Genomic DNA, 17,342 nt, shown 5'->3' on the forward strand with positions numbered 1-17,342 from the left:
CACTCTCCTTTTTTGGATTAGGGCCAAAGGGCCGTTCCAGTAATTCCTTGGCTTTCAGTACATCCCATCACAAGATTCATATTTTGAATAGCTTGCCCTGCTGCGCCCTTGATTAGATTATCAATCGTAGCGATTAAGACAGCATTTCCTGTTCTTTGATCTACGGTCAATTGTAAGAAAGCATTATTGCTTCCACTGGCAAACTTCGTCTGCGGCCAAGTCCCCTGCGGCAAAACATGAATGAACTCTTCATTTTCATACTGTTCCAGCCAACAGCCGCGAAGATCTTCCTCTTTAACTCCTTGCTGAACCCCAGCATAGATCGTAACCAACATCCCTCTCGTCATAGGAACTAAGTGGGGCGTAAAATTAACGATGAGCGGCTGTCCTGCAGCCCGGGACAGTTCTTGTTCTATTTCTGGGGTATGACGATGAGTAGCCACCCCATACGCTTTAAAATTTTCATTAACCTCAGAATAATGAAAGCCTAATGAGACCCCTCGCCCTGCCCCGGATACACCAGATTTGGCATCAATAATTACATTTCGTGTATGAAGCAAATTCTTGCGAAGCAAGGGGACCAACGCAAGTAAGGTCGCTGTTGGATAACAACCCGGATTGGCGATTAGAGATTGACCTCTAATTTGCTCGCGATAAAGTTCTGGCAAACCGTATACTGCATCTTTAAGTAACTCTGATGCGGGATGCTTGATCTTATACCATTCCTCATAAACCTGGAATGAATTCAATCGAAAGTCTGCTCCTAGATCAATGACTTTTATATTGCGAGATAAGAAAGTACTTGTTCTTGCCGCTGTTAACCCATGCGGAAGCGCGCAAAAAAGCACATCCAGATCCGGTACATTTTCATCCTGCAGAACCCCTACATTTTGACCATTCCAATGTGGATAAACCGAATCATAATCCTCTCCAGCTACGCTAGACGAAGAGAGATACAAATCATTGACTTCTTCATGACGTTGCAACAAACGCACCAATTCCTGCCCCGCATAACCTGTGGCCCCAAGAACACCGACCTTCATATCGTGCCCCTCCATTCTCTGGATTAATTCTTTCTATAATTATACATATCGTCGCATAAAAATACAATCCTTTGCCACAAAAAAGAGGGGGTCCCCCCAGATTTCGTTCTTCAATCTTCGAACCACAATTAGCCGCGTATAGCATTCGATATAGGAAACATACTTCAAGTGGAGTATTTAACTAACCTGAAGTATGTTGAACTTATCGTTGGGGGATTGGAACCTCGAACCTCGTTTAATGGTCATTGGATAACCAATATTTCACCTATCTAATCGAAACTCCCGCTTTATTTGTTGCAAAAGTTTTTTATCACTTAATACATCCGAACCTGTAAAGGCAAGCACCTGCATTGCTAGCATCACAAGGTTTTCCCCATCTGACGAGAGCGCCGCTTGGGCGAAATCTCGAGTATGCGGGATTTCTGTACCTGCTCCTAACGTTAAATACGGATGAATTGCCGGAACTGTCCAACTGACATTTCCCATGTCCACAGATCCCATAGCAGTTTGAGGGGCAGATATCTGCTTGACCCCTAACTCGCGAAGGTTTTTCGTGAAACATTCAGCCAATGACTGGTTTGTATGCATCTCATCATATGAAAACTCGAATTTCTGCCAAGTCATCTTTGCCGAAACCATCGAGGCAGCTCCTTCAGCACAACGAATCACTTTTCCTCTCAATTCATCCAAATCCTTGCGTTTGCGGGCTCTCAGATAAAAACGTGCTACAGCACGTTCTGGAATAATATTCGGGACGGATCCTCCCTCTGTAATAATTCCGTTAATTTTCATATCCGGCGAGATCTGCTTTTTAAGTGCATTGATTCCGACAAAAAAATTTATAACTGCATCTAAAGCATTAATCCCAAAAGATGACGCTGCAACAGCGTGAGCAGCACGTCCGTGAAAAGTAAATTCCAACGCATCCAGAGCAAGACTGGAAATAACCGGAACATTTTGACTTCCTGGATGAAACATTATTGCAGCGTCGACATTCTTGAAAATTCCTTGCTCAACGAGGGTCACTTTCGCTCCACTAGTTTCTTCTGCCGGGCAGCCGATGACTAAAATCTCACCTGAAAGTTCTAAACTCTTACTTAAAACAACTGCCGCACCAGCACTGGCTGCTCCTATTAAGTTGTGTCCACAGCCATGCCCCACCTCTGGCAACGCATCATATTCCGCCAAATAAGCAATCCGAGGACCTGGACGTGTACCCGAGAATCGAGCCAAAAAAGCTGTCTCTACTCCGGCAATCCCACGTTTTACTTCAAACCCATGTTGCTGAAGAAAACGGCTTAACACCTCGGACGCAAAGAATTCCTTATATCCGAGCTCTGGATGCTCCCCGATTTGGCGGGCAACCTCCCATACTTCCTTGCGCAGATGCTGTGCCTGATCTTTGAAAAACGCTTTAATCGCATCCATGGGATATCCCATCTCTCTTCTTAAATTCTTTCTCTATTTATTCATCTGTTTAAACCACGGCTAAACTCTACAATCAGTTATTTTAACTTTTAAGTAAAGTGCTTTCCATTGTGAACAGGGTTAAACCTTCTGAATATTACCATCACGGATAACACCCCCAGAATTGGCCAGGAAACCACACCCCATAGAAGAATTAGACCTGTTTTCAGCTCACGGAAAAGTAACATACCCTGTAAGATTTGGTGTCCGACATACTGCAACTCGGAGGTGAACGGCAAGCCAGCGAGTATGACCAGTAACACCTGCAACCCTGGATAGAGCAGATTTCCTTCAAACCATAAAAATGCTCCAAAAGCAAATCCAATGGTCAGTAAGCTTATAGCTAACCCAAGCCCCCATTTTCTGCGCTCAGCTAGGACCTTCACTCTAAAATTCACAGGGTGTACCACAATCTGAGCCATGATTTGAGCTTGAAAACTTTCTAATGCTGCTTGGGGAATTGGTTTATCCTGAAATAGTTGAGTCCACAACTCGTTCTCCGTCTCCATCATAGATATTCCTCCTCTCCAAGTGCTGGCGTAGTTTTTCTTTTCCCCGATGGAGGTAGGTCTTGACCCGGCTTACGGGAACCTGCAATACTAAGGCGATCTCTTCGTACGAAAGTTCTTGTTTATAACGCAAATAGAGTGTTTGTGCATAATGTTCAGGAAGCTCATTTAACACCTCAGAAAGCATGGAAGCTTGTTCTTTCGCTATCCAAACTTCCTCAGGCCTAGGTTGATGATCAACGAGGCTTTCATTCAGAATCAACGGAACTTCTCTACGCCGTTTACGAAGGAGGTCAAGGGCTTTGTTACGAGCGATAGCATATAACCAAGCCCGAAACAGATGAGCCTCCGAGTATCGATACAAGTTGCGGTAAGCGGCTAGAAACGCCTCCTGCGCACAATCCAAAACATCCTCCTCCGAACCAAGCGTTCGTCGCAAAAAATAAATTAAAGGCTCCTGATAACGTCGAACAAGATCAGCATATTGTTCGTGATGACCAGCTAGTACTTGCCGAATGATCTCGGCATCTTCCATACCATTCCGGCTCCCATCCCAAGGCTCTTTTAAGCTCTCATTAATTCTCCTACTCTCAATACGTAAGGCTAACCACAAAAGTTTCAGTTAATTGACATGGTACCCTTCCATTTTAACCCACAATCGTTTTATAAGAAAGGCCCATTTGGAGGGGAAGTTTCATTGACTAATAAATACGCTTACCAAACGCAGAACAAATCAGCCCTACCGCTAGTTCGGCTGTTTTATTCTGATGATCCAAGATCGGATTCACTTCAACAATATCCATACTCGATAGATAGCCAGAATCTGCTAGGAGTTCCATTGCCAAATGTGCCTCCCGATATGTAATTCCTCCGATAACTGGAGTTCCAACACCTGGTGCCTCTTCTGGATCAATGACATCTACATCAAAACTAACATGAATTCCATCCGTTCCCTGGGAGGCAATTTTTATGCTCTGAGCAACCACTTCCTTCATTCCTCTTTGATCAATATCCCGCATAGTAAACACTGTGATCTTAGATTGGTGAAGCATTTCACGCTCTTTGGAATCTATTTCACGGGCCCCTATAATTACCGTGTTTTCCTCTCGTATCTTTTTTTGTTGTCCTCCAATAGATATTAATTCCTGCGCACCAATTCCATTGGACACCGCCAAGGACATCCCATGAATATTTCCGCTGTCCGTGGTATCATGTGAGTTATAATCCCCATGTGTATCAAACCAAATCAAACCAAAACTACGGCCTTCTGTTGCCAAGCCTGCAAGAGCTCCGATTGCCAGGCTATGGTCTCCACCGAGGATTAAAGGAACGACCCCTTCCTTTATTGCCTCCGACACCTTCAGATAGAGCAATTCATTGATCGTTACAATTTCCGGTAAATACTTTAGCCGCTTGTCCTTGATTTCTCGTGTCTCTGGGACCGGAACCTCTAAATTTCCATGATCCTCAATGTCCCATCCTAACCTCTGTAGACGCTCGTTTAATCCAGCATATCTAATTGCACTAGGGCCCATATCCACCCCACGCCGGCCAGCCCCTAAATCAATAGGTACCCCAATAATTCGGATGACTTTTTTATTCATACACTTACTACCTCACTTTGACCAATCTTCACTTTAATGTGCCCCGAAAAAGAAAAAAGCTTGCAAATAATTTGCAAGCATATATTTCGTACACAAGTCAGGAACCGACCCGTGTCTCCCGATTCTTCCAAACCCAGTGACGCAGCATGACACGAGCGCGACGTCTTACGTAAGCGGAAAAGCAAACTTCCGTCCCCACTCCCGTCCCAGAATAACGAAATCTGTAAAAAAGACCCCAGTAAGACGGTGCACATGAATGTGCCGTCCCCCAAACACTCGTCACCTGTCACGAATCCTCAACAATCTCCAAAGCAAGACTAAGCGTTCCCCCGAGACGCAGTATGACACGAGCGCGACGTCTTTACGTAAGCAGCCTAGCAAACTTCCGTTCAAGCGACCGACCCCAAATACGGGGCAGCGCACAAGGACGTGCGCTGCTGCCAATGCGCCAAGGATGGCGCTTTTGGCACGATAGTCTCCTGTGGAGATTATCGCCGTAGGGGGCTCTTTAAAATAATGCTATCGCCGAAGGATGAACCCCGCTCCCTAAAGCCAGGAGTTTGAACGGTTAGTTTGCTCTGCGTCGTAAGCACCGAGCACTGTGTCAAACAAGTCCTTCCTACTTTGTCAATCGGTGAATCAATTCCTCCGAGGTAAGGCCCGGCGACAAAGTAAACGCTCCTGCTCTAAACTTACTTTCTACTCCCAATTGATGAGCGACCACTAAGAAAGAATCTTTGTCCTTTATAAAGCCCTGTGCGAGTAACAATTCTGCTATCTGTTCGGAACTGGCTCCTTTTGGAACGATAAATTTCTGCTCAATTTGCGTGGAGGTTTGGGGATTAGGCGATTGACCTTGCGATGGTTGAGTCGATGCTGGAGGTTGAATAGCTGCAGAAGGTTGAGGCTCTGAAAGGGAATCGGTTTGTTTCGCCCCCGCTACGAAAGGCTGAGTTGTTGTTTGCTGCTTAGCGAGGGATGCAGAAGATGTTTCTTGCGATCCTACCGCTTGTCCCTGCAATGGAGTGATAACCAAAGCCAACATCGCACTCAAAATAAGCCCTGAACCCAAACCTAGCCAATAGGAACGCGTAACTTTCATAGAGTCCCTCCTTTGGACTGCGTCCGCAAAACCATCCTTACTGCATCTTGACTTAGTGATAAGTGTTGGGCAATTTCATGTATCCGTTGCCCGTTGGCAGCAAGTTCCAATACTTCTTGGTATTTCGGTGAGATATGGCGTTGCTGTTCACTCTCACTGCAACTTTCTCTCTGTTCTTTGGCATTTAACCTATACAGTTTACTTTTTCCCTTACCTTCGGATACTTTATTGATTGCTTCATCAGTTTCCTTAAGGTCAACTTCTTTAAGTTCATTTTGATTAGTTCTTTGTAGTTTCTCTTCTAGAACATGAACCTGATCTTGAACTCTAAGAATTTCTCTTTTCAAATATGCAAGTCCTTTTAAAGCAGACATGGACTCTTCGCTGGGTGAACTCTGCCAGCGCCAACCCAACAACAAAAAAATAACTCCAAGAAGAAATAAAATGATTGGTAAGATGTCCACAATTATTCCTCCTTTCCTTCAACCGTTCTGTTTTGAGTCGTAGAAGTTTTCAACTTCTAACATTCGTGTTTGAGTCATGACAATGCTCAAACCCTGAAATCCTATTCAAGTTATGACCGGCGTAAAGCACAACTAAGACATCTACCAATTTTAAAAGACTTCTCCGCTGTGCTAACCCGTGCGAAGACAGTTTCTTCGTGTGGGCACAAGTCTAGCTTTCTTTTCATTTTTAAGTATTCGCTAAAGAAAAATAGTTCTCCTGCAACAGTATTATTTTCCAATTACATCTTCTTTACTTTAACTCTTGGGCCCTTCCGTTTGTTTGCTAAAATAGACACTTAAACCTTGATAAATAGCAATAGCTAGCTTTTCTTGATACTCTGGCGTTGTTAGGAGTTGTTCTTCTTCAAGGTTTGAAAGGAAGCCAAGTTCAACGGTTACTGCTGCTTGATGTGCTTTTTTCAAAACATATATATCTTGATTTGCCTTAATCACTCTTTTGCCATTCGTCATCTTATTCAACTCCTGCTGAATTGATTGAGCCAATAACTTGCCTTCCGGCGAATCCGAATGATAAAACGTCTGGGCGCCAGTCAGTTTTGGGTCAGGAAAACTATTGGCGTGAATGCTAATATAAACTTCAGCCTGACTGTCCATAGCAAGTTGGATACGTTGTGCTAAATCTTCTCGTTTTCGCTTTAATAGGCCCTGTGAAGTTCCTAAGTCTCTATCATCCTCGCGGACCATAATTGTCTTAGCTCCACTTTGCTGAACTAAGGCCTGTAGGCGTTTAGATACGGCCAAAGTCACATCTTTCTCTAATACCTTACCTTTACCCACAGCGCCTGGGTCCACGCCCCCGTGACCAGCATCGATCACAACAACTCTATTGCCTAAAGTCCAACTCCATATTTCTTCATCTTGCCCACGAATTCCCCATCCTAGAGCTAACATCATAAGAAGTGCCAGCGTAATTCCCAGAATAGCTCCCTTACGTCGCTTCAAACTTACTACCCAGATTGGTCTCATTCGCATCCGCCTCCCCCAGTCTATTCCGTCTTACCTTATGGGGGAGACCTTCGGAATATGCATTTGGCTTGTCAAAAAAGTACAAGAAAAAAATTAAGTACATAAACAATACTTTGCTTGCACCCACACGAAGACACTGTCTTCGCACGTATTAACCCTTCTTGCAGACACTGTCTTAGCACGTATCCGCCTACTTGTTAGCCTCGGCGAACGCGACTGCCGTAGTTAACTTATGCGCTGGCCAAGACTCGAACAGGACGTTCGAGGTTAGAGCATCGCCATGGATGGCTAGACTAGTACTGAAAGACCGCCCCACAGCAAGGGCGGTCTTTCGTCTTTTTCATGTTGTTTATATCTAATTAAGATCTTCTGCTCTTAGAATACAATAGAGTTGTAGATATTTAAGGATGAATATGTCAAGAATTGATTAAGAATTTCAACCTGGATAAAAAAAGATCCCCACCGTGATGGGAATCTTTTTGCAAAAAGATTATTTCCCAAATAATCGCGTCCAAAAGCCACGATTTTTAAGTTCTCTAAATTGCAGTCTTTCCTTATTCACGGGGTTTCTTAGGTCGACACTGGCCCAAACTAATTTAATTGTAATCATCCTTTCTTAGTCATACTTATATTATGTATTACATATAAGTATATCCGTCCTTGTGCATTTTTAAACATGAAACATCCTCTTCCCTAACTCCCTGATAGAGACACTCTTCAACTGATATTAATCCATCATCAAATTCCATTTTCCCTTAAATCAGCTAGATTTTCTACTTATATTGCAACTAATAATATGTATTTTTATAAAGTCGTAAAACCATTAAGAATGTCACATGGAAGGAATATCCTTTTTAATATCGAAAACCTGTATGATTTACTATTTTTAAAGAAAGAGTTGTTTAAAGAATGAAATTAATTATTATCTTAGTGTTTATCGGTATTCTACTCTCTGCCGTAAGGACATTGCCTTCAATCGACCAATACGAATAACATTCTCTAGTCGATATTAAGGAGTAATTTATTGAACAATGTATCAAGAGCGGGCTCATACACCTGTGATTGAAACAGTGCCTGTTACCGAGTCAAAATTCATAGATTTTCCCAGAGTCTTACTAAATGAGAAATCCCCAAACCACAAGGGTTTGGGGATTTGTATTTTCTTAACGTTTGGAGAATTGGGGAGCCTTACGAGCTTTCTTCAAGCCATATTTACGACGTTCCTTCATACGTGGGTCACGCGTAAGGAAACCGGCTCTCTTAAGGCTTGGACGAAGACTGGCATCCGCCTTCAGTAAAGCACGGGCAATACCTAAGCGTATCGCACCAGCTTGACCTGTGGTGCCACCTCCGTGGGCGAGAGCGATAACATCATATTTAGCAAGCGTATCTGTAATGTTAAATGGTTGTTGCACAATCATTTCTAATGTTTTCTTGCCGAAATACTCTGCTACTTCACGCTTGTTGATGATGAATTTTCCTTCACCCGGAATTAAACGAACGCGAGCAATTGCATTTTTACGTCGTCCTGTCGCAGCATATTGTAATTGAGTTGCCATGTTTTACTTCCTCCTTCCTTAAACTACTGAATCGTCCAGATTTCAGGTTGTTGAGCTTGATGCGGGTGCGAATCTCCCTTGTACACATTTAACTTTGTGTACATTTGGGCGCCCAACTTGTTATGAGGAAGCATTCCCTTCACGGCATGTTCCATAGCTCGTTCAGGCATAATTTGCATTAATTTTTTATAGGGGATTTCTTTTAACCCACCAGGAAACCCTGAGTGACGACGATAGAGTTTGTCATTTAGTTTATTACCAGTTAGAACCAATTTCTCTGCATTAATAATAATGACATGATCCCCAGTATCAACATTAGGGGTAAATGTCGGTTTATGTTTACCTCTTAAGAGACGTGCTGCTTCAGTAGCAATACGACCCAAGGGGATTCCCGCAGCGTCAATGATAAACCATTTGCGCTCTTGGTTTTGCGCTTTCGCAAAAAACGTGGTCATGACTTTCCCTCCAATTTAGCAGTTTTTTGTTTTTCCTCACGCGCATGGGGCTCAATCATGCTTGTGGTATGCCAGGGGCATGGGGCTCAATCATAACCAAGGCATAAAAACTCATATTGATATTTTATTTAAATTTCTATTCTTTGTCAAGTATTTTCGTGTTTAATATTGGATATTCACTATACGATTCGATATTTGTTAATTGATACTCGTACCTAGATTAATAGTTATCCGGCAAAAGATCTCTAAAAACTTCAAATGGACTTTGTTCCGTATAATTCACATAAGCAAGAGTTAGACCATGGGCAGGCGCAATTATACGGGCCCGTTTCCGTTCTTGGCTGGCTATAATTTCTGGGATCTCTTGAGAGAGAATCCGACCTTTTCCCACATCCATTAGTGTTCCGACCATAATACGAACCATATGGTATAGAAATCCATTCCCCACGCAAGAGACCCTAATTATACCTTTATCTTCTTTCACTTGACAACGATAAATCGTTCGTTCAAATGTCTTACTTGCTCCACCAGCCGCTGCAAAGGTTTTAAAATTATGATGTCCTTCGAATAAACTGGCTGCCGCCTGCATCTGATTTACATTTAAGGGAATGGGCACATGAGAGGCATATAGGCGCAGAAATACATTAGGAATGCGATGGTTGTCAATCTGATAATCGTAGCGTTTCCACTTTGCTGACCACCTGGCATTAAAGTCATGCGGTACACTTTCTGCCTGAAGGATACGTATATCCCTGGGCAACAAACTGTTAAAGGCCTTCGGGATTTTTTCTTCCGGAATTCTTGCTGCTGTCATAAAGTTCACGACTTGCCCAGATGCATGCACTCCCGCATCCGTCCGACCTGCAGTAGCTAGGGTTACCTCTTCCTCGACTAATTTTTTCCATACTGCTTCTAAAGTTCCCTGAATTGTGGGACCATAAGTTTGATCCTGTCGCTGGAACCCATGATAGTTTGTTCCGTCATATGCTACTGTTAGCCTAATGTTTCTCATTTGATACTTCTAGCCTCCGCTACGTATAGATTTAAGTCTATCTCCATACCAAAAGTAATATTCCCCAAACTCCCACAATCAGAACTCCTAAGCGATCCTTGGAAGTCTGCTCATGAAGGGTGAGGGTTCGGTAGTTGCCCGAACCATATCCTCGAGACATCAGGTTTTCAGAAAGTTCTTCTGCTCGCCTCAAACTAAGTAAAATGAGCGGTACTATGAGCTGAATTATTTCCCAGAATCGTTTAATCTTGGAGTGAGGCCACTCGCTTTTTAACAATCTAACTTTCCATATCAGGATGGCCTCCTCCACAATAAGCGGAATAAAGCGCAGTGTTAAGGTAAGTAAAAGTGCAAAGTCCGCAGCTTTGGGTGTAATACGGATGAGCGGGTTAAAAAAATACGCTATTCCTACCCCTTGCGCGAGAGGCATTGTTACTGCCGTATAAAGACGAGTTAATCCAAAGATCAGGGATATACGCCAAACCATGTCAACAGCTTGTGCTAAACCACCCATTGACCAATGCCCAAACCAAATGGCTCTGTTTTCTGGCCAGACCCACCCTGTCACTAGTCCATAAAACAATCCCACCCAAAAAAGGACAACTATGAGCGAACCATATATTTTAATTGGGACACGACTTAATAACACAAGTCCCAGGAGGGCAAAGGAGGTTAAGAGAAGCCCCTGCCAGCGGGTCATTGTTATTAGAAGGGACAAAATAGCTAACCCCCCGACCTTTATCCTTGGATCAAAACGGTGCAACAGGCTATTACCTGGGTAATAGAGTTCAAAAGCTTTGATACTTTGCCCTCCCTCCTCTTAGCAGCGGACACCAGCTGCTCGAAATTGCTCCTGATGCTCTTGCCAACTCTGGATCGAGCAATCTAAGACCACGTTCCCGTTCTCTACCAACCAAATCCGATCAGCATCCTGTAGGACTTCTCTTAGATCGTGTGTAACATATAGTATCGTCATATCCCATGCCGAAATCATTGTTTGAATCCCTACTCGGCTTGTTGCGTCTAGTCCAAGTAACGGTTCATCCAGTAGAAGAATCTCTGGGAGAGTTCGCAAAGCTGCTGCTAGGGCGACCTTTTGGCGTTCTCCACCACTCAAACGCTCAGGAGCAACATCCGCCATGCTTACAGGGAGACCAAAATTCTCCAATATTGCTAATCTCTCTTTATTTTTTATCTTCAAGTCTTGCTGAGACTCTCCATAAAAAATCTCATGATAGACGCTGCGGCCAATCAGATATTCTCCTGCCTCTTGAAGAACTAAACGGATTTTTGTACGCAGTATATTCAAATTCGCTTTTGTAATCTGTTCTCCGCCAACTATTAGTTGCCCCTCATTGGGCAGAATTAGGCCAACAGCACTTTCTAAAAGTGTTGTCTTGCCTGAACCAGAAGGACCAACTATGCCAATAAATTCGCCCGTCCTTACAACGTTATTCAGGTGTAGACGGGAATCATAGTTAGCCTGTCTCCATTCCAGAGCAGCTGGTTGTTCTAACAAATCTTTTGCTCTTGGTTTTCCTGAGTCCATTATCTGTGAATATTTCTGTTTTGGGTCTAGCGAGATCGGATTAATGTATACCTTCCTAAGACCATCTGGAGAATACATCTCACCGTTGACAAATGCCTCACTGGGATTACCCAAGTCTGAGATTTTTCCGTTTTTGATAACCAAGAGACGATCCGCTTGTCTTGCTAACTCTGGGTCATGAGTAATCCAAAGTTGCCCGGTTTGAGCATGGACTTTAAATAAGAGTTTCAGCACGTTCGCTTGAGCGTGCATATCGAGCATGGTTAAGGACTCATCCAATATAAGAAAGGATGGCTGCAATGCTAAAATAGCAGCAGTAACCAAGCGTTGTCTTTCTCCGCCTGAAAGTGTCGCAGGAGACTGGTCTTCCTTACCCTCTAAGCCCACAGACGCAGCCAGCTCCAGCACTCTATTTACCACGGATTGTCTATCCCATCCCAGGTTTAAAAGTCCAAAGCCCAACTCTTCTGCTACCGTTGCGCCAATTGTTTGCCGACGAGGATGTTGCCCTACAAGCCCGATTTCTTGCCACCTTTTCACTGTGTTCCAATCACAAACAGTGTCGTCAAACGTGAGCCGGATCTCCCCTTCTTTGGGTTCCAGCAATCCGTTCAAGACCCTAGCCAAGGTTGATTTCCCGGAGCCATTGGCACCCATAAGCGCGATGATCTCACCCTGGTGCCAGTCAAAATCCACTCCGTTCAATATATTGCCATAATGAATGTTCTGCACTTGGAGCACTTTCATCGACCGAAATCACTCCCTTTACCATAGCGAAAGGTCCATCCAAACGCCATTAGCAAAGGCCGGGCATGCTTAAAACTTTGTTTTAAGCAACCCGGCCTTTAGCAACTCGCATTATACGAGTTCGATGATTACCATTGTGGCAGCATCTCCCCGACGTAAGCCGAGTTTCATGATACGAGTATAGCCTCCCTGACGGTCAGCATATTTCGGCGCAATAGTATCAAACAATTTTGTAACAACATCTTCGTCCATGAGATAAGCCATCGTTAAACGACGGGCAGCCAAATCGCCTTGCTTGCCAAGTGAAATCATCTTTTCAGCAATGGCATTTAGTTCCTTGGCACGTGCTTCTGTCGTTTGAATACGCTCATGTTTTAACAGGGAAGTGACAATGTTACGCAACATTGCCCCGCGATGACCCATGTTTTTTCCCAACTTGCGGTAAGCCAATTACATTCCCCTCCTTTTGCACCGAATTAGTCCTCAGCCGGGCGAAATATTAAACCTAGGTCTCTGAGTTTAAATTCCACTTCTTCTAAAGACTTGCGACCAAGGTTACGCACTTTAATCATGTCTTCTTCCGTTTTTTGAGTTAACTCTTCAACCGAGTTAATTCCTGCCCTTTTGAGACAGTTATAAGAACGAACGGACAGATCAAGTTCCTCAATCGTCATCTCGAGGATTTTATCTTTGGCTTCCTCTTCTTTTTCCACCATAACCTCAACATTGTTGAGCTTATCAGTTAGTCCTATGAAAAGGCGCAGATGATCACTCAGAATTTTGGCTGCCGAGCTGGTGGCCTCTTCTGGTGAGATACTGCCATTAGACCATGCTTCAAGAGTCAACTTGTCATAGTCCGTGATCTGACCAACCCGGGTATCCTCGACCGTATAGTTGACCTTATAAATCGGGGCAAAGATGGAGTCAATAGGGATAACTCCAATGACATGGTCTGGCTTCTTGTTTTTGTCCGCAGAAACATAGCCACGACCGCGTTCCACCGTCATTTCCATAAATAGCCGGCCATCTTTATCTAATGTAGCAATCTTCAAGTCATTGTTCAGAATCTCAATGTCTGGGTCACTAATAATATCAGCGGCCCTAACAACTCCTTCACCCTGAGACTCTATACGAATAATCCGCGGCTCATCCGTATAACCTTTCAGGGCTAAGGACTTCAGATTAAGAATAATGTCTGTAACGTCTTCTAAAACGCCCGGTATTGTAGAAAACTCATGGAGCACCCCTTCGATTTTGACCGATGTCACCGCTGATCCCGGAAGAGCGGACAACAGGATGCGCCTTAAAGAATTCCCTAAGGTAATCCCATATCCCCTTTCAAGAGGCTCAACGACGAATTTAGCATAGGAGTCGTCTTCAGAACGCTCGATACACTCGATTCTGGGCTTCTCGATTTCTAACATCGGTATGCACCTTCTTTCTCGAGAACTTGATATACAAACCATCCAACCCACTTGGGCAGAACGTCAACATTAACGGGAGTATTTCTCCACGATGAGGTGTTCTTGGATGGGCAGTTGAATATCTTCACGAGTAGGTAGTGCGACAACAGTTCCAGCAGCAGTATTGGCATCCAAGCTCAGCCATACAGGAACAGTACGTGAACCCAGATTTTCAAGAAGTTGTTTCATCCTTGGGGAGCTCTTGCTGCCTTCTCTAACAGCAATAACTTCTCCTGCACGCACGGAATAAGATGCAATGTCAACTTTTTTACCATTAATGGTAAAATGTCCGTGATTCACGAGTTGACGAGCTTCCGGGCGGGATGAAGCAAAGCCCAAATGGAAAATAACATTGTCTAGTCGTCGTTCCAACAGCGAGAGCAGATTTTCACCGGTTACCCCTTTACGCCGAGCTGCCTCGTCAAAATAGTGACGGAATTGTTTTTCCATAACACCGTACATACGGCGTGCTTTTTGTTTCTCTCGTAACTGAAGACCATATTCAGTGGGCTTCTTCGCACGGGCTTGGCCGTGTTGTCCGGGAGCATAGGCACGACGATCAATCGCGCACTTTCCAGTATAGCAACGCTCTCCTTTGAGGAATAATTTTAATCCCTCACGTCGGCATAAGCGACAAACTGGACCAGTATATCTAGCCATGATTACACACCTCCTATACCCTTCTGCGTTTCGGTGGCCGACAGCCATTGTGTGGAATCGGTGTCACGTCTTTAATTAAGTTTACTTCCAAACCAGCAGCTTGTAGTGCGCGAATAGCCGCTTCACGACCTGCACCTGGTCCTTTTACAAAGCATTCAACATCCTTTAAGCCATGTTCCATCGCAACTTTAGCACAGGTCTCGGCAGCCATCTGCGCAGCAAATGGCGTGCTTTTACGAGAACCTTTAAAGCCAAGGGAACCTGCACTGGACCAGGAGAGTGCGTTACCATGGGTATCCGTGATAGTTACCATGGTATTGTTAAATGTGGATTTGATATGAGCAATTCCACTTTCAATATTCTTACGTTCCCGGCGTTTTGTCCGGACAACTTTACGTGCCATCTAAGTTATCCCCCCTTATTACTTTTTACGTTTTGCTCCAACAGTCTTAGCCGGACCCTTACGAGTTCGGGCATTGGTTTTCGTGCGCTGACCTCGAACTGGAAGTCCACGACGATGGCGCAGGCCACGATAGGAACCAATTTCCATAAGACGCTTGATATTGAGGGAAACTTCGCGACGCAGGTCGCCTTCAATCTTAAACTCTTTATCAATAACTTCCCGAAGCTTGCCGACTTCGTCTTCTGACAAGTCACGCACTCGGACATCCGGGCTTACGCCCGTTTTAGCGAGAATCTTATGTGAAGTTGGCAGCCCAATCCCATAAATATAGGTTAAGGCAACCTCTAAACGTTTCTCGCGCGGTAAGTCAACTCCAGCGATACGTGCCATCTAAAATTTACACCTCCACTATTTAAGTTCTGTATCAATATAAAATCGGTGCATTGGAGGACTTACTCCAATCAGCCGCGCAACCGAAACTTTTAGCCTTGTCTTTGCTTGTGTTTCGGGTTTTCACAAATGACCATGACTTTACCATGGCGACGAATAATTTTACATTTTTCACAGATCTTTTTAACAGAAGGCTTTACTTTCACCGTAATCCCTCCCTTTGGTCATTACTTAAACCTATATGTGATTCGTCCTCGTGATAGATCATAGGGGGAAAGCTCCACCGTGACCCGATCACCGGGAAGAATCCGGATAAAGTTCATTCGAATCTTACCGGAGACGTGTGCCAAAACCTTGTGTCCGTTCGCTAACTCAACTTGGAACATGGCATTAGGTAGTGGCTCCAAGACCTTACCTTCAACTTCTATAACGTCTTCTTTTGACATACTCATTCACCCCTCCTCTGACAATCCTTTGGCACGTACCTAACATCGAGTTAGAATTTCCAGGCCATTTTCCGTAATCGCAACTGTGTGTTCGAAATGGGCCGATGGCCTTTTATCTTTCGTAACTACAGTCCAGTGATCCTTTAACGTCTGCACTTCATACGTACCCATGTTCACCATGGGCTCAATAGCCAAGGCCATACCTACCTCGAGTCGTGGTCCCCGGCCAGGTTTGCCAAAATTAGGGATCTGGGGATCCTCATGCATGGCCCTTCCAATCCCGTGCCCAACATAATCCCGCACGACAGAAAACCCGTTCGCTTCCACATGCGATTGGACCGCGTAAGAGACGTCATAAAGACGATTACCTATCTTAGCCTGCGCAATACCCAACATCAGGGACTCTTCAGTCACCCTTAAGAGTTTCTGGAGATCGGGACTTACTTCTCCAATGGGTAAGGTCACAGCAGCATCACCAAAATACCCGTCTATGACCGCACCGCAATCAATACTAATAATATCCCCAGATTCTAAACACCTTAAACCGGGTATTCCATGAACTACCTGTTCATTTACAGAGGTACAGAGCGTCGCCGGGAAACCATTGTACCCTTTAAACGCTGGTATGGCGCCCTGCGCGCGGATATATTCTTCAGCCATGCGATCCAATTCAAGTGTCGTGACGCCGGGTTTTGCGAGCTCACGCATTAAGGCAAGGGTTTCACCTACGATTCGACCCGCATTACGCATCCGGCTGAATTGGTTCGCATTTTTAAGCTCAATCATGCCGTTTAGCCCAAGGCCTGAAGGATATCCTGAAATACCTTATCAATGGGTTGGTCCCCATTAATGCGCTTAACCAATCCTTTTTCTTCGTAGAAAGCAATCAAAGGCTCGGTTTGCTTATTATAAACGTTTAAACGATTCTCGGCTGTTTCGATCGTGTCATCGGAACGCTGATAAAGCTCTCCACCACATTGGCAAACCCCTTCTTTTTCAGGCTTGTTAAAGACCATGTGATAAGATGATCCACATGTTCGACATATCCGTCGTCCAGTTAAGCGAGGTATTAAAACCTCATGCGCGACTTCAATGTTGATTACACCATCGAGCTTAATCCCTAGACGATCAAGTATTTCCGCTAATGCACTACCTTGCGCTAGTGTACGTGGAAATCCATCAAGAAGAAAGCCAGCCGCGCAATCGGGTTGTGCTAAACGCTCCTCAACAATCCCAATGGTCACTTCATCAGGAACCAAACCTCCAGCATCCATAAATGACTTAGCCTTTAGGCCCATTGCTGTTCCTTCTTTAATAGCTGCCCTAAACATATCTCCCGTAGAAATATGCGGAATATGAAAGCGTTCAACAAGTGGATTAGCCTGCGTTCCTTTACCTGCTCCGGGGCCACCCATTAATATTATTCTCATATCTCTTCCT

General features: G+C 44.3%; 22 protein-coding genes. All 22 read right to left on the reverse strand.

All coding sequences use genetic code 11. The features are described 5' to 3' along the window. Window positions 1-17: 17 nt before the first annotated feature. The 22 genes from argC to DOT_RS09425 all read right to left on the reverse strand — a co-directional run bounded on the left by argC (window position 18) and on the right by DOT_RS09425 (window position 17,332). Entirely contained in the window at window positions 18-1,043 is a 1,026-nt protein-coding gene (gene argC / locus DOT_RS09315) for an N-acetyl-gamma-glutamyl-phosphate reductase (protein WP_009617509.1), read from the reverse strand. 261 nt (window positions 1,044-1,304) lie between these two features. Then, window positions 1,305-2,471 carry a M20 family metallopeptidase gene (locus tag DOT_RS09320; protein ID WP_009617510.1) on the reverse strand — a complete coding sequence of 389 codons (1,167 nt, stop codon included), beginning with the start codon at window positions 2,469-2,471 and terminating at the stop codon, window positions 1,305-1,307. Between the two features lie 89 nt (window positions 2,472-2,560). Then, entirely contained in the window at window positions 2,561-3,022 is a 462-nt protein-coding gene (locus DOT_RS09325; protein WP_040411734.1) for a hypothetical protein, read from the reverse strand. Next, entirely contained in the window at window positions 2,976-3,554 is a 579-nt protein-coding gene (locus tag DOT_RS09330) for a sigma-70 family RNA polymerase sigma factor (RefSeq protein ID WP_009617512.1), read from the reverse strand. The genes DOT_RS09325 and DOT_RS09330 overlap by 47 nt, the downstream gene beginning before the upstream one ends. Window positions 3,555-3,720: 166 nt before the next feature. Continuing rightward, complete coding sequence (rocF, locus tag DOT_RS09335; RefSeq protein ID WP_009617514.1) at window positions 3,721-4,623, reverse strand: arginase; 903 nt, start codon at window positions 4,621-4,623, stop codon at window positions 3,721-3,723. 619 nt (window positions 4,624-5,242) lie between these two features. Beyond that, a complete protein-coding gene (locus DOT_RS09345) occupies window positions 5,243-5,725 on the reverse strand; it encodes an endolytic transglycosylase MltG (RefSeq protein WP_009617516.1) in 483 nt (160 codons plus the stop codon). Next, the gene (locus DOT_RS09350; RefSeq protein WP_009617517.1) at window positions 5,722-6,189 is read right to left on the reverse strand and encodes a response regulator transcription factor; all 468 of its coding nucleotides are present in this window, start codon (window positions 6,187-6,189) and stop codon (window positions 5,722-5,724) included. Before DOT_RS09350 ends, DOT_RS09345 begins: the two co-directional genes overlap by 4 nt. 297 nt (window positions 6,190-6,486) lie before the next feature. Then, a complete protein-coding gene (locus DOT_RS09355; protein ID WP_009617521.1) occupies window positions 6,487-7,218 on the reverse strand; it encodes an N-acetylmuramoyl-L-alanine amidase in 732 nt (243 codons plus the stop codon). A gap of 1,163 nt (window positions 7,219-8,381) precedes the next feature. Continuing rightward, window positions 8,382-8,777 (reverse strand): 30S ribosomal protein S9, encoded by a 396-nt coding sequence (gene rpsI, locus DOT_RS09360; RefSeq protein WP_009617527.1) that lies wholly within the window; start codon window positions 8,775-8,777, stop codon window positions 8,382-8,384. A gap of 23 nt (window positions 8,778-8,800) precedes the next feature. Then, window positions 8,801-9,232: a 50S ribosomal protein L13 gene (gene rplM, locus DOT_RS09365; RefSeq protein ID WP_009617530.1), complete on the reverse strand. Its 432-nt coding sequence runs from the start codon at window positions 9,230-9,232 to the stop codon at window positions 8,801-8,803. A 220-nt stretch (window positions 9,233-9,452) separates the two neighbouring features. Beyond that, complete coding sequence (gene truA / locus DOT_RS09370) at window positions 9,453-10,244, reverse strand: tRNA pseudouridine(38-40) synthase TruA (protein WP_009617532.1); 792 nt, start codon at window positions 10,242-10,244, stop codon at window positions 9,453-9,455. Window positions 10,245-10,281: 37 nt separating this feature from the next. Next, a complete protein-coding gene (locus DOT_RS09375; protein ID WP_009617534.1) occupies window positions 10,282-11,007 on the reverse strand; it encodes an energy-coupling factor transporter transmembrane component T in 726 nt (241 codons plus the stop codon). Between the two features lie 57 nt (window positions 11,008-11,064). After that, window positions 11,065-12,540, reverse strand: coding sequence for an ATP-binding cassette domain-containing protein (locus DOT_RS09380; RefSeq protein ID WP_009617536.1), 1,476 nt, complete (start codon window positions 12,538-12,540; stop codon window positions 11,065-11,067). A 111-nt stretch (window positions 12,541-12,651) separates the two neighbouring features. After that, window positions 12,652-12,990: a 50S ribosomal protein L17 gene (rplQ, locus tag DOT_RS09385; protein ID WP_009617538.1), complete on the reverse strand. Its 339-nt coding sequence runs from the start codon at window positions 12,988-12,990 to the stop codon at window positions 12,652-12,654. Between the two features lie 26 nt (window positions 12,991-13,016). Then, window positions 13,017-13,964 carry a DNA-directed RNA polymerase subunit alpha gene (locus tag DOT_RS09390; RefSeq protein ID WP_009617540.1) on the reverse strand — a complete coding sequence of 316 codons (948 nt, stop codon included), beginning with the start codon at window positions 13,962-13,964 and terminating at the stop codon, window positions 13,017-13,019. Between the two features lie 69 nt (window positions 13,965-14,033). Then, the gene (gene rpsD, locus DOT_RS09395; protein WP_009617542.1) at window positions 14,034-14,663 is read right to left on the reverse strand and encodes a 30S ribosomal protein S4; all 630 of its coding nucleotides are present in this window, start codon (window positions 14,661-14,663) and stop codon (window positions 14,034-14,036) included. Window positions 14,664-14,676: 13 nt separating this feature from the next. Further along, entirely contained in the window at window positions 14,677-15,066 is a 390-nt protein-coding gene (gene rpsK, locus DOT_RS09400; protein ID WP_009617544.1) for a 30S ribosomal protein S11, read from the reverse strand. A gap of 18 nt (window positions 15,067-15,084) precedes the next feature. Next, a complete protein-coding gene (gene rpsM, locus DOT_RS09405; RefSeq protein ID WP_009617546.1) occupies window positions 15,085-15,456 on the reverse strand; it encodes a 30S ribosomal protein S13 in 372 nt (123 codons plus the stop codon). Between the two features lie 92 nt (window positions 15,457-15,548). Then, window positions 15,549-15,662, reverse strand: a complete 114-nt coding sequence (gene rpmJ, locus DOT_RS09410; RefSeq protein WP_009617550.1) for a 50S ribosomal protein L36 — start codon at window positions 15,660-15,662, stop codon at window positions 15,549-15,551. Between the two features lie 21 nt (window positions 15,663-15,683). Then, on the reverse strand, window positions 15,684-15,902 hold the full coding sequence (gene infA, locus DOT_RS09415) for a translation initiation factor IF-1 (protein WP_007778476.1): 219 nt from the start codon (window positions 15,900-15,902) through the stop codon (window positions 15,684-15,686). 39 nt (window positions 15,903-15,941) lie between these two features. Then, entirely contained in the window at window positions 15,942-16,688 is a 747-nt protein-coding gene (gene map, locus DOT_RS09420) for a type I methionyl aminopeptidase (RefSeq protein ID WP_009617561.1), read from the reverse strand. A gap of 5 nt (window positions 16,689-16,693) precedes the next feature. Further along, a complete protein-coding gene (locus DOT_RS09425) occupies window positions 16,694-17,332 on the reverse strand; it encodes an adenylate kinase (protein ID WP_009617563.1) in 639 nt (212 codons plus the stop codon). Window positions 17,333-17,342: the final 10 nt, after the last annotated feature.

The sequence above is a fragment of the Desulfosporosinus sp. OT genome (assembly GCF_000224515.1).
Lineage (GTDB): Bacteria > Bacillota > Desulfitobacteriia > Desulfitobacteriales > Desulfitobacteriaceae > Desulfosporosinus.

What these genes read in the sequence shown, in the direction of transcription:
- DOT_RS09330 (WP_009617512.1), bottom strand. Translation starts at nt 3,554, where the DNA reads ATGGAAGATGCCGAGATCATTCGGCAAGTACTAGCTGGTCATCACGAA.
- rplM (WP_009617530.1), bottom strand. Translation starts at nt 9,232, where the DNA reads ATGACCACGTTTTTTGCGAAAGCGCAAAACCAAGAGCGCAAATGGTTT.
- DOT_RS09425 (WP_009617563.1), bottom strand. Translation starts at nt 17,332, where the DNA reads ATGAGAATAATATTAATGGGTGGCCCCGGAGCAGGTAAAGGAACGCAG.
- DOT_RS09380 (WP_009617536.1), bottom strand. Translation starts at nt 12,540, where the DNA reads ATGAAAGTGCTCCAAGTGCAGAACATTCATTATGGCAATATATTGAAC.
- DOT_RS09355 (WP_009617521.1), bottom strand. Translation starts at nt 7,218, where the DNA reads ATGAGACCAATCTGGGTAGTAAGTTTGAAGCGACGTAAGGGAGCTATT.
- rpsI (WP_009617527.1), bottom strand. Translation starts at nt 8,777, where the DNA reads ATGGCAACTCAATTACAATATGCTGCGACAGGACGACGTAAAAATGCA.
- DOT_RS09390 (WP_009617540.1), bottom strand. Translation starts at nt 13,964, where the DNA reads ATGTTAGAAATCGAGAAGCCCAGAATCGAGTGTATCGAGCGTTCTGAA.
- DOT_RS09325 (WP_040411734.1), bottom strand. Translation starts at nt 3,022, where the DNA reads ATGATGGAGACGGAGAACGAGTTGTGGACTCAACTATTTCAGGATAAA.
- rpsM (WP_009617546.1), bottom strand. Translation starts at nt 15,456, where the DNA reads ATGGCACGTATCGCTGGAGTTGACTTACCGCGCGAGAAACGTTTAGAG.
- argC (WP_009617509.1), bottom strand. Translation starts at nt 1,043, where the DNA reads ATGAAGGTCGGTGTTCTTGGGGCCACAGGTTATGCGGGGCAGGAATTG.
- rpsK (WP_009617544.1), bottom strand. Translation starts at nt 15,066, where the DNA reads ATGGCACGTAAAGTTGTCCGGACAAAACGCCGGGAACGTAAGAATATT.
- rpsD (WP_009617542.1), bottom strand. Translation starts at nt 14,663, where the DNA reads ATGGCTAGATATACTGGTCCAGTTTGTCGCTTATGCCGACGTGAGGGA.
- map (WP_009617561.1), bottom strand. Translation starts at nt 16,688, where the DNA reads ATGATTGAGCTTAAAAATGCGAACCAATTCAGCCGGATGCGTAATGCG.
- DOT_RS09320 (WP_009617510.1), bottom strand. Translation starts at nt 2,471, where the DNA reads ATGGATGCGATTAAAGCGTTTTTCAAAGATCAGGCACAGCATCTGCGC.
- rocF (WP_009617514.1), bottom strand. Translation starts at nt 4,623, where the DNA reads ATGAATAAAAAAGTCATCCGAATTATTGGGGTACCTATTGATTTAGGG.
- infA (WP_007778476.1), bottom strand. Translation starts at nt 15,902, where the DNA reads ATGTCAAAAGAAGACGTTATAGAAGTTGAAGGTAAGGTCTTGGAGCCA.
- DOT_RS09345 (WP_009617516.1), bottom strand. Translation starts at nt 5,725, where the DNA reads ATGAAAGTTACGCGTTCCTATTGGCTAGGTTTGGGTTCAGGGCTTATT.
- truA (WP_009617532.1), bottom strand. Translation starts at nt 10,244, where the DNA reads ATGAGAAACATTAGGCTAACAGTAGCATATGACGGAACAAACTATCAT.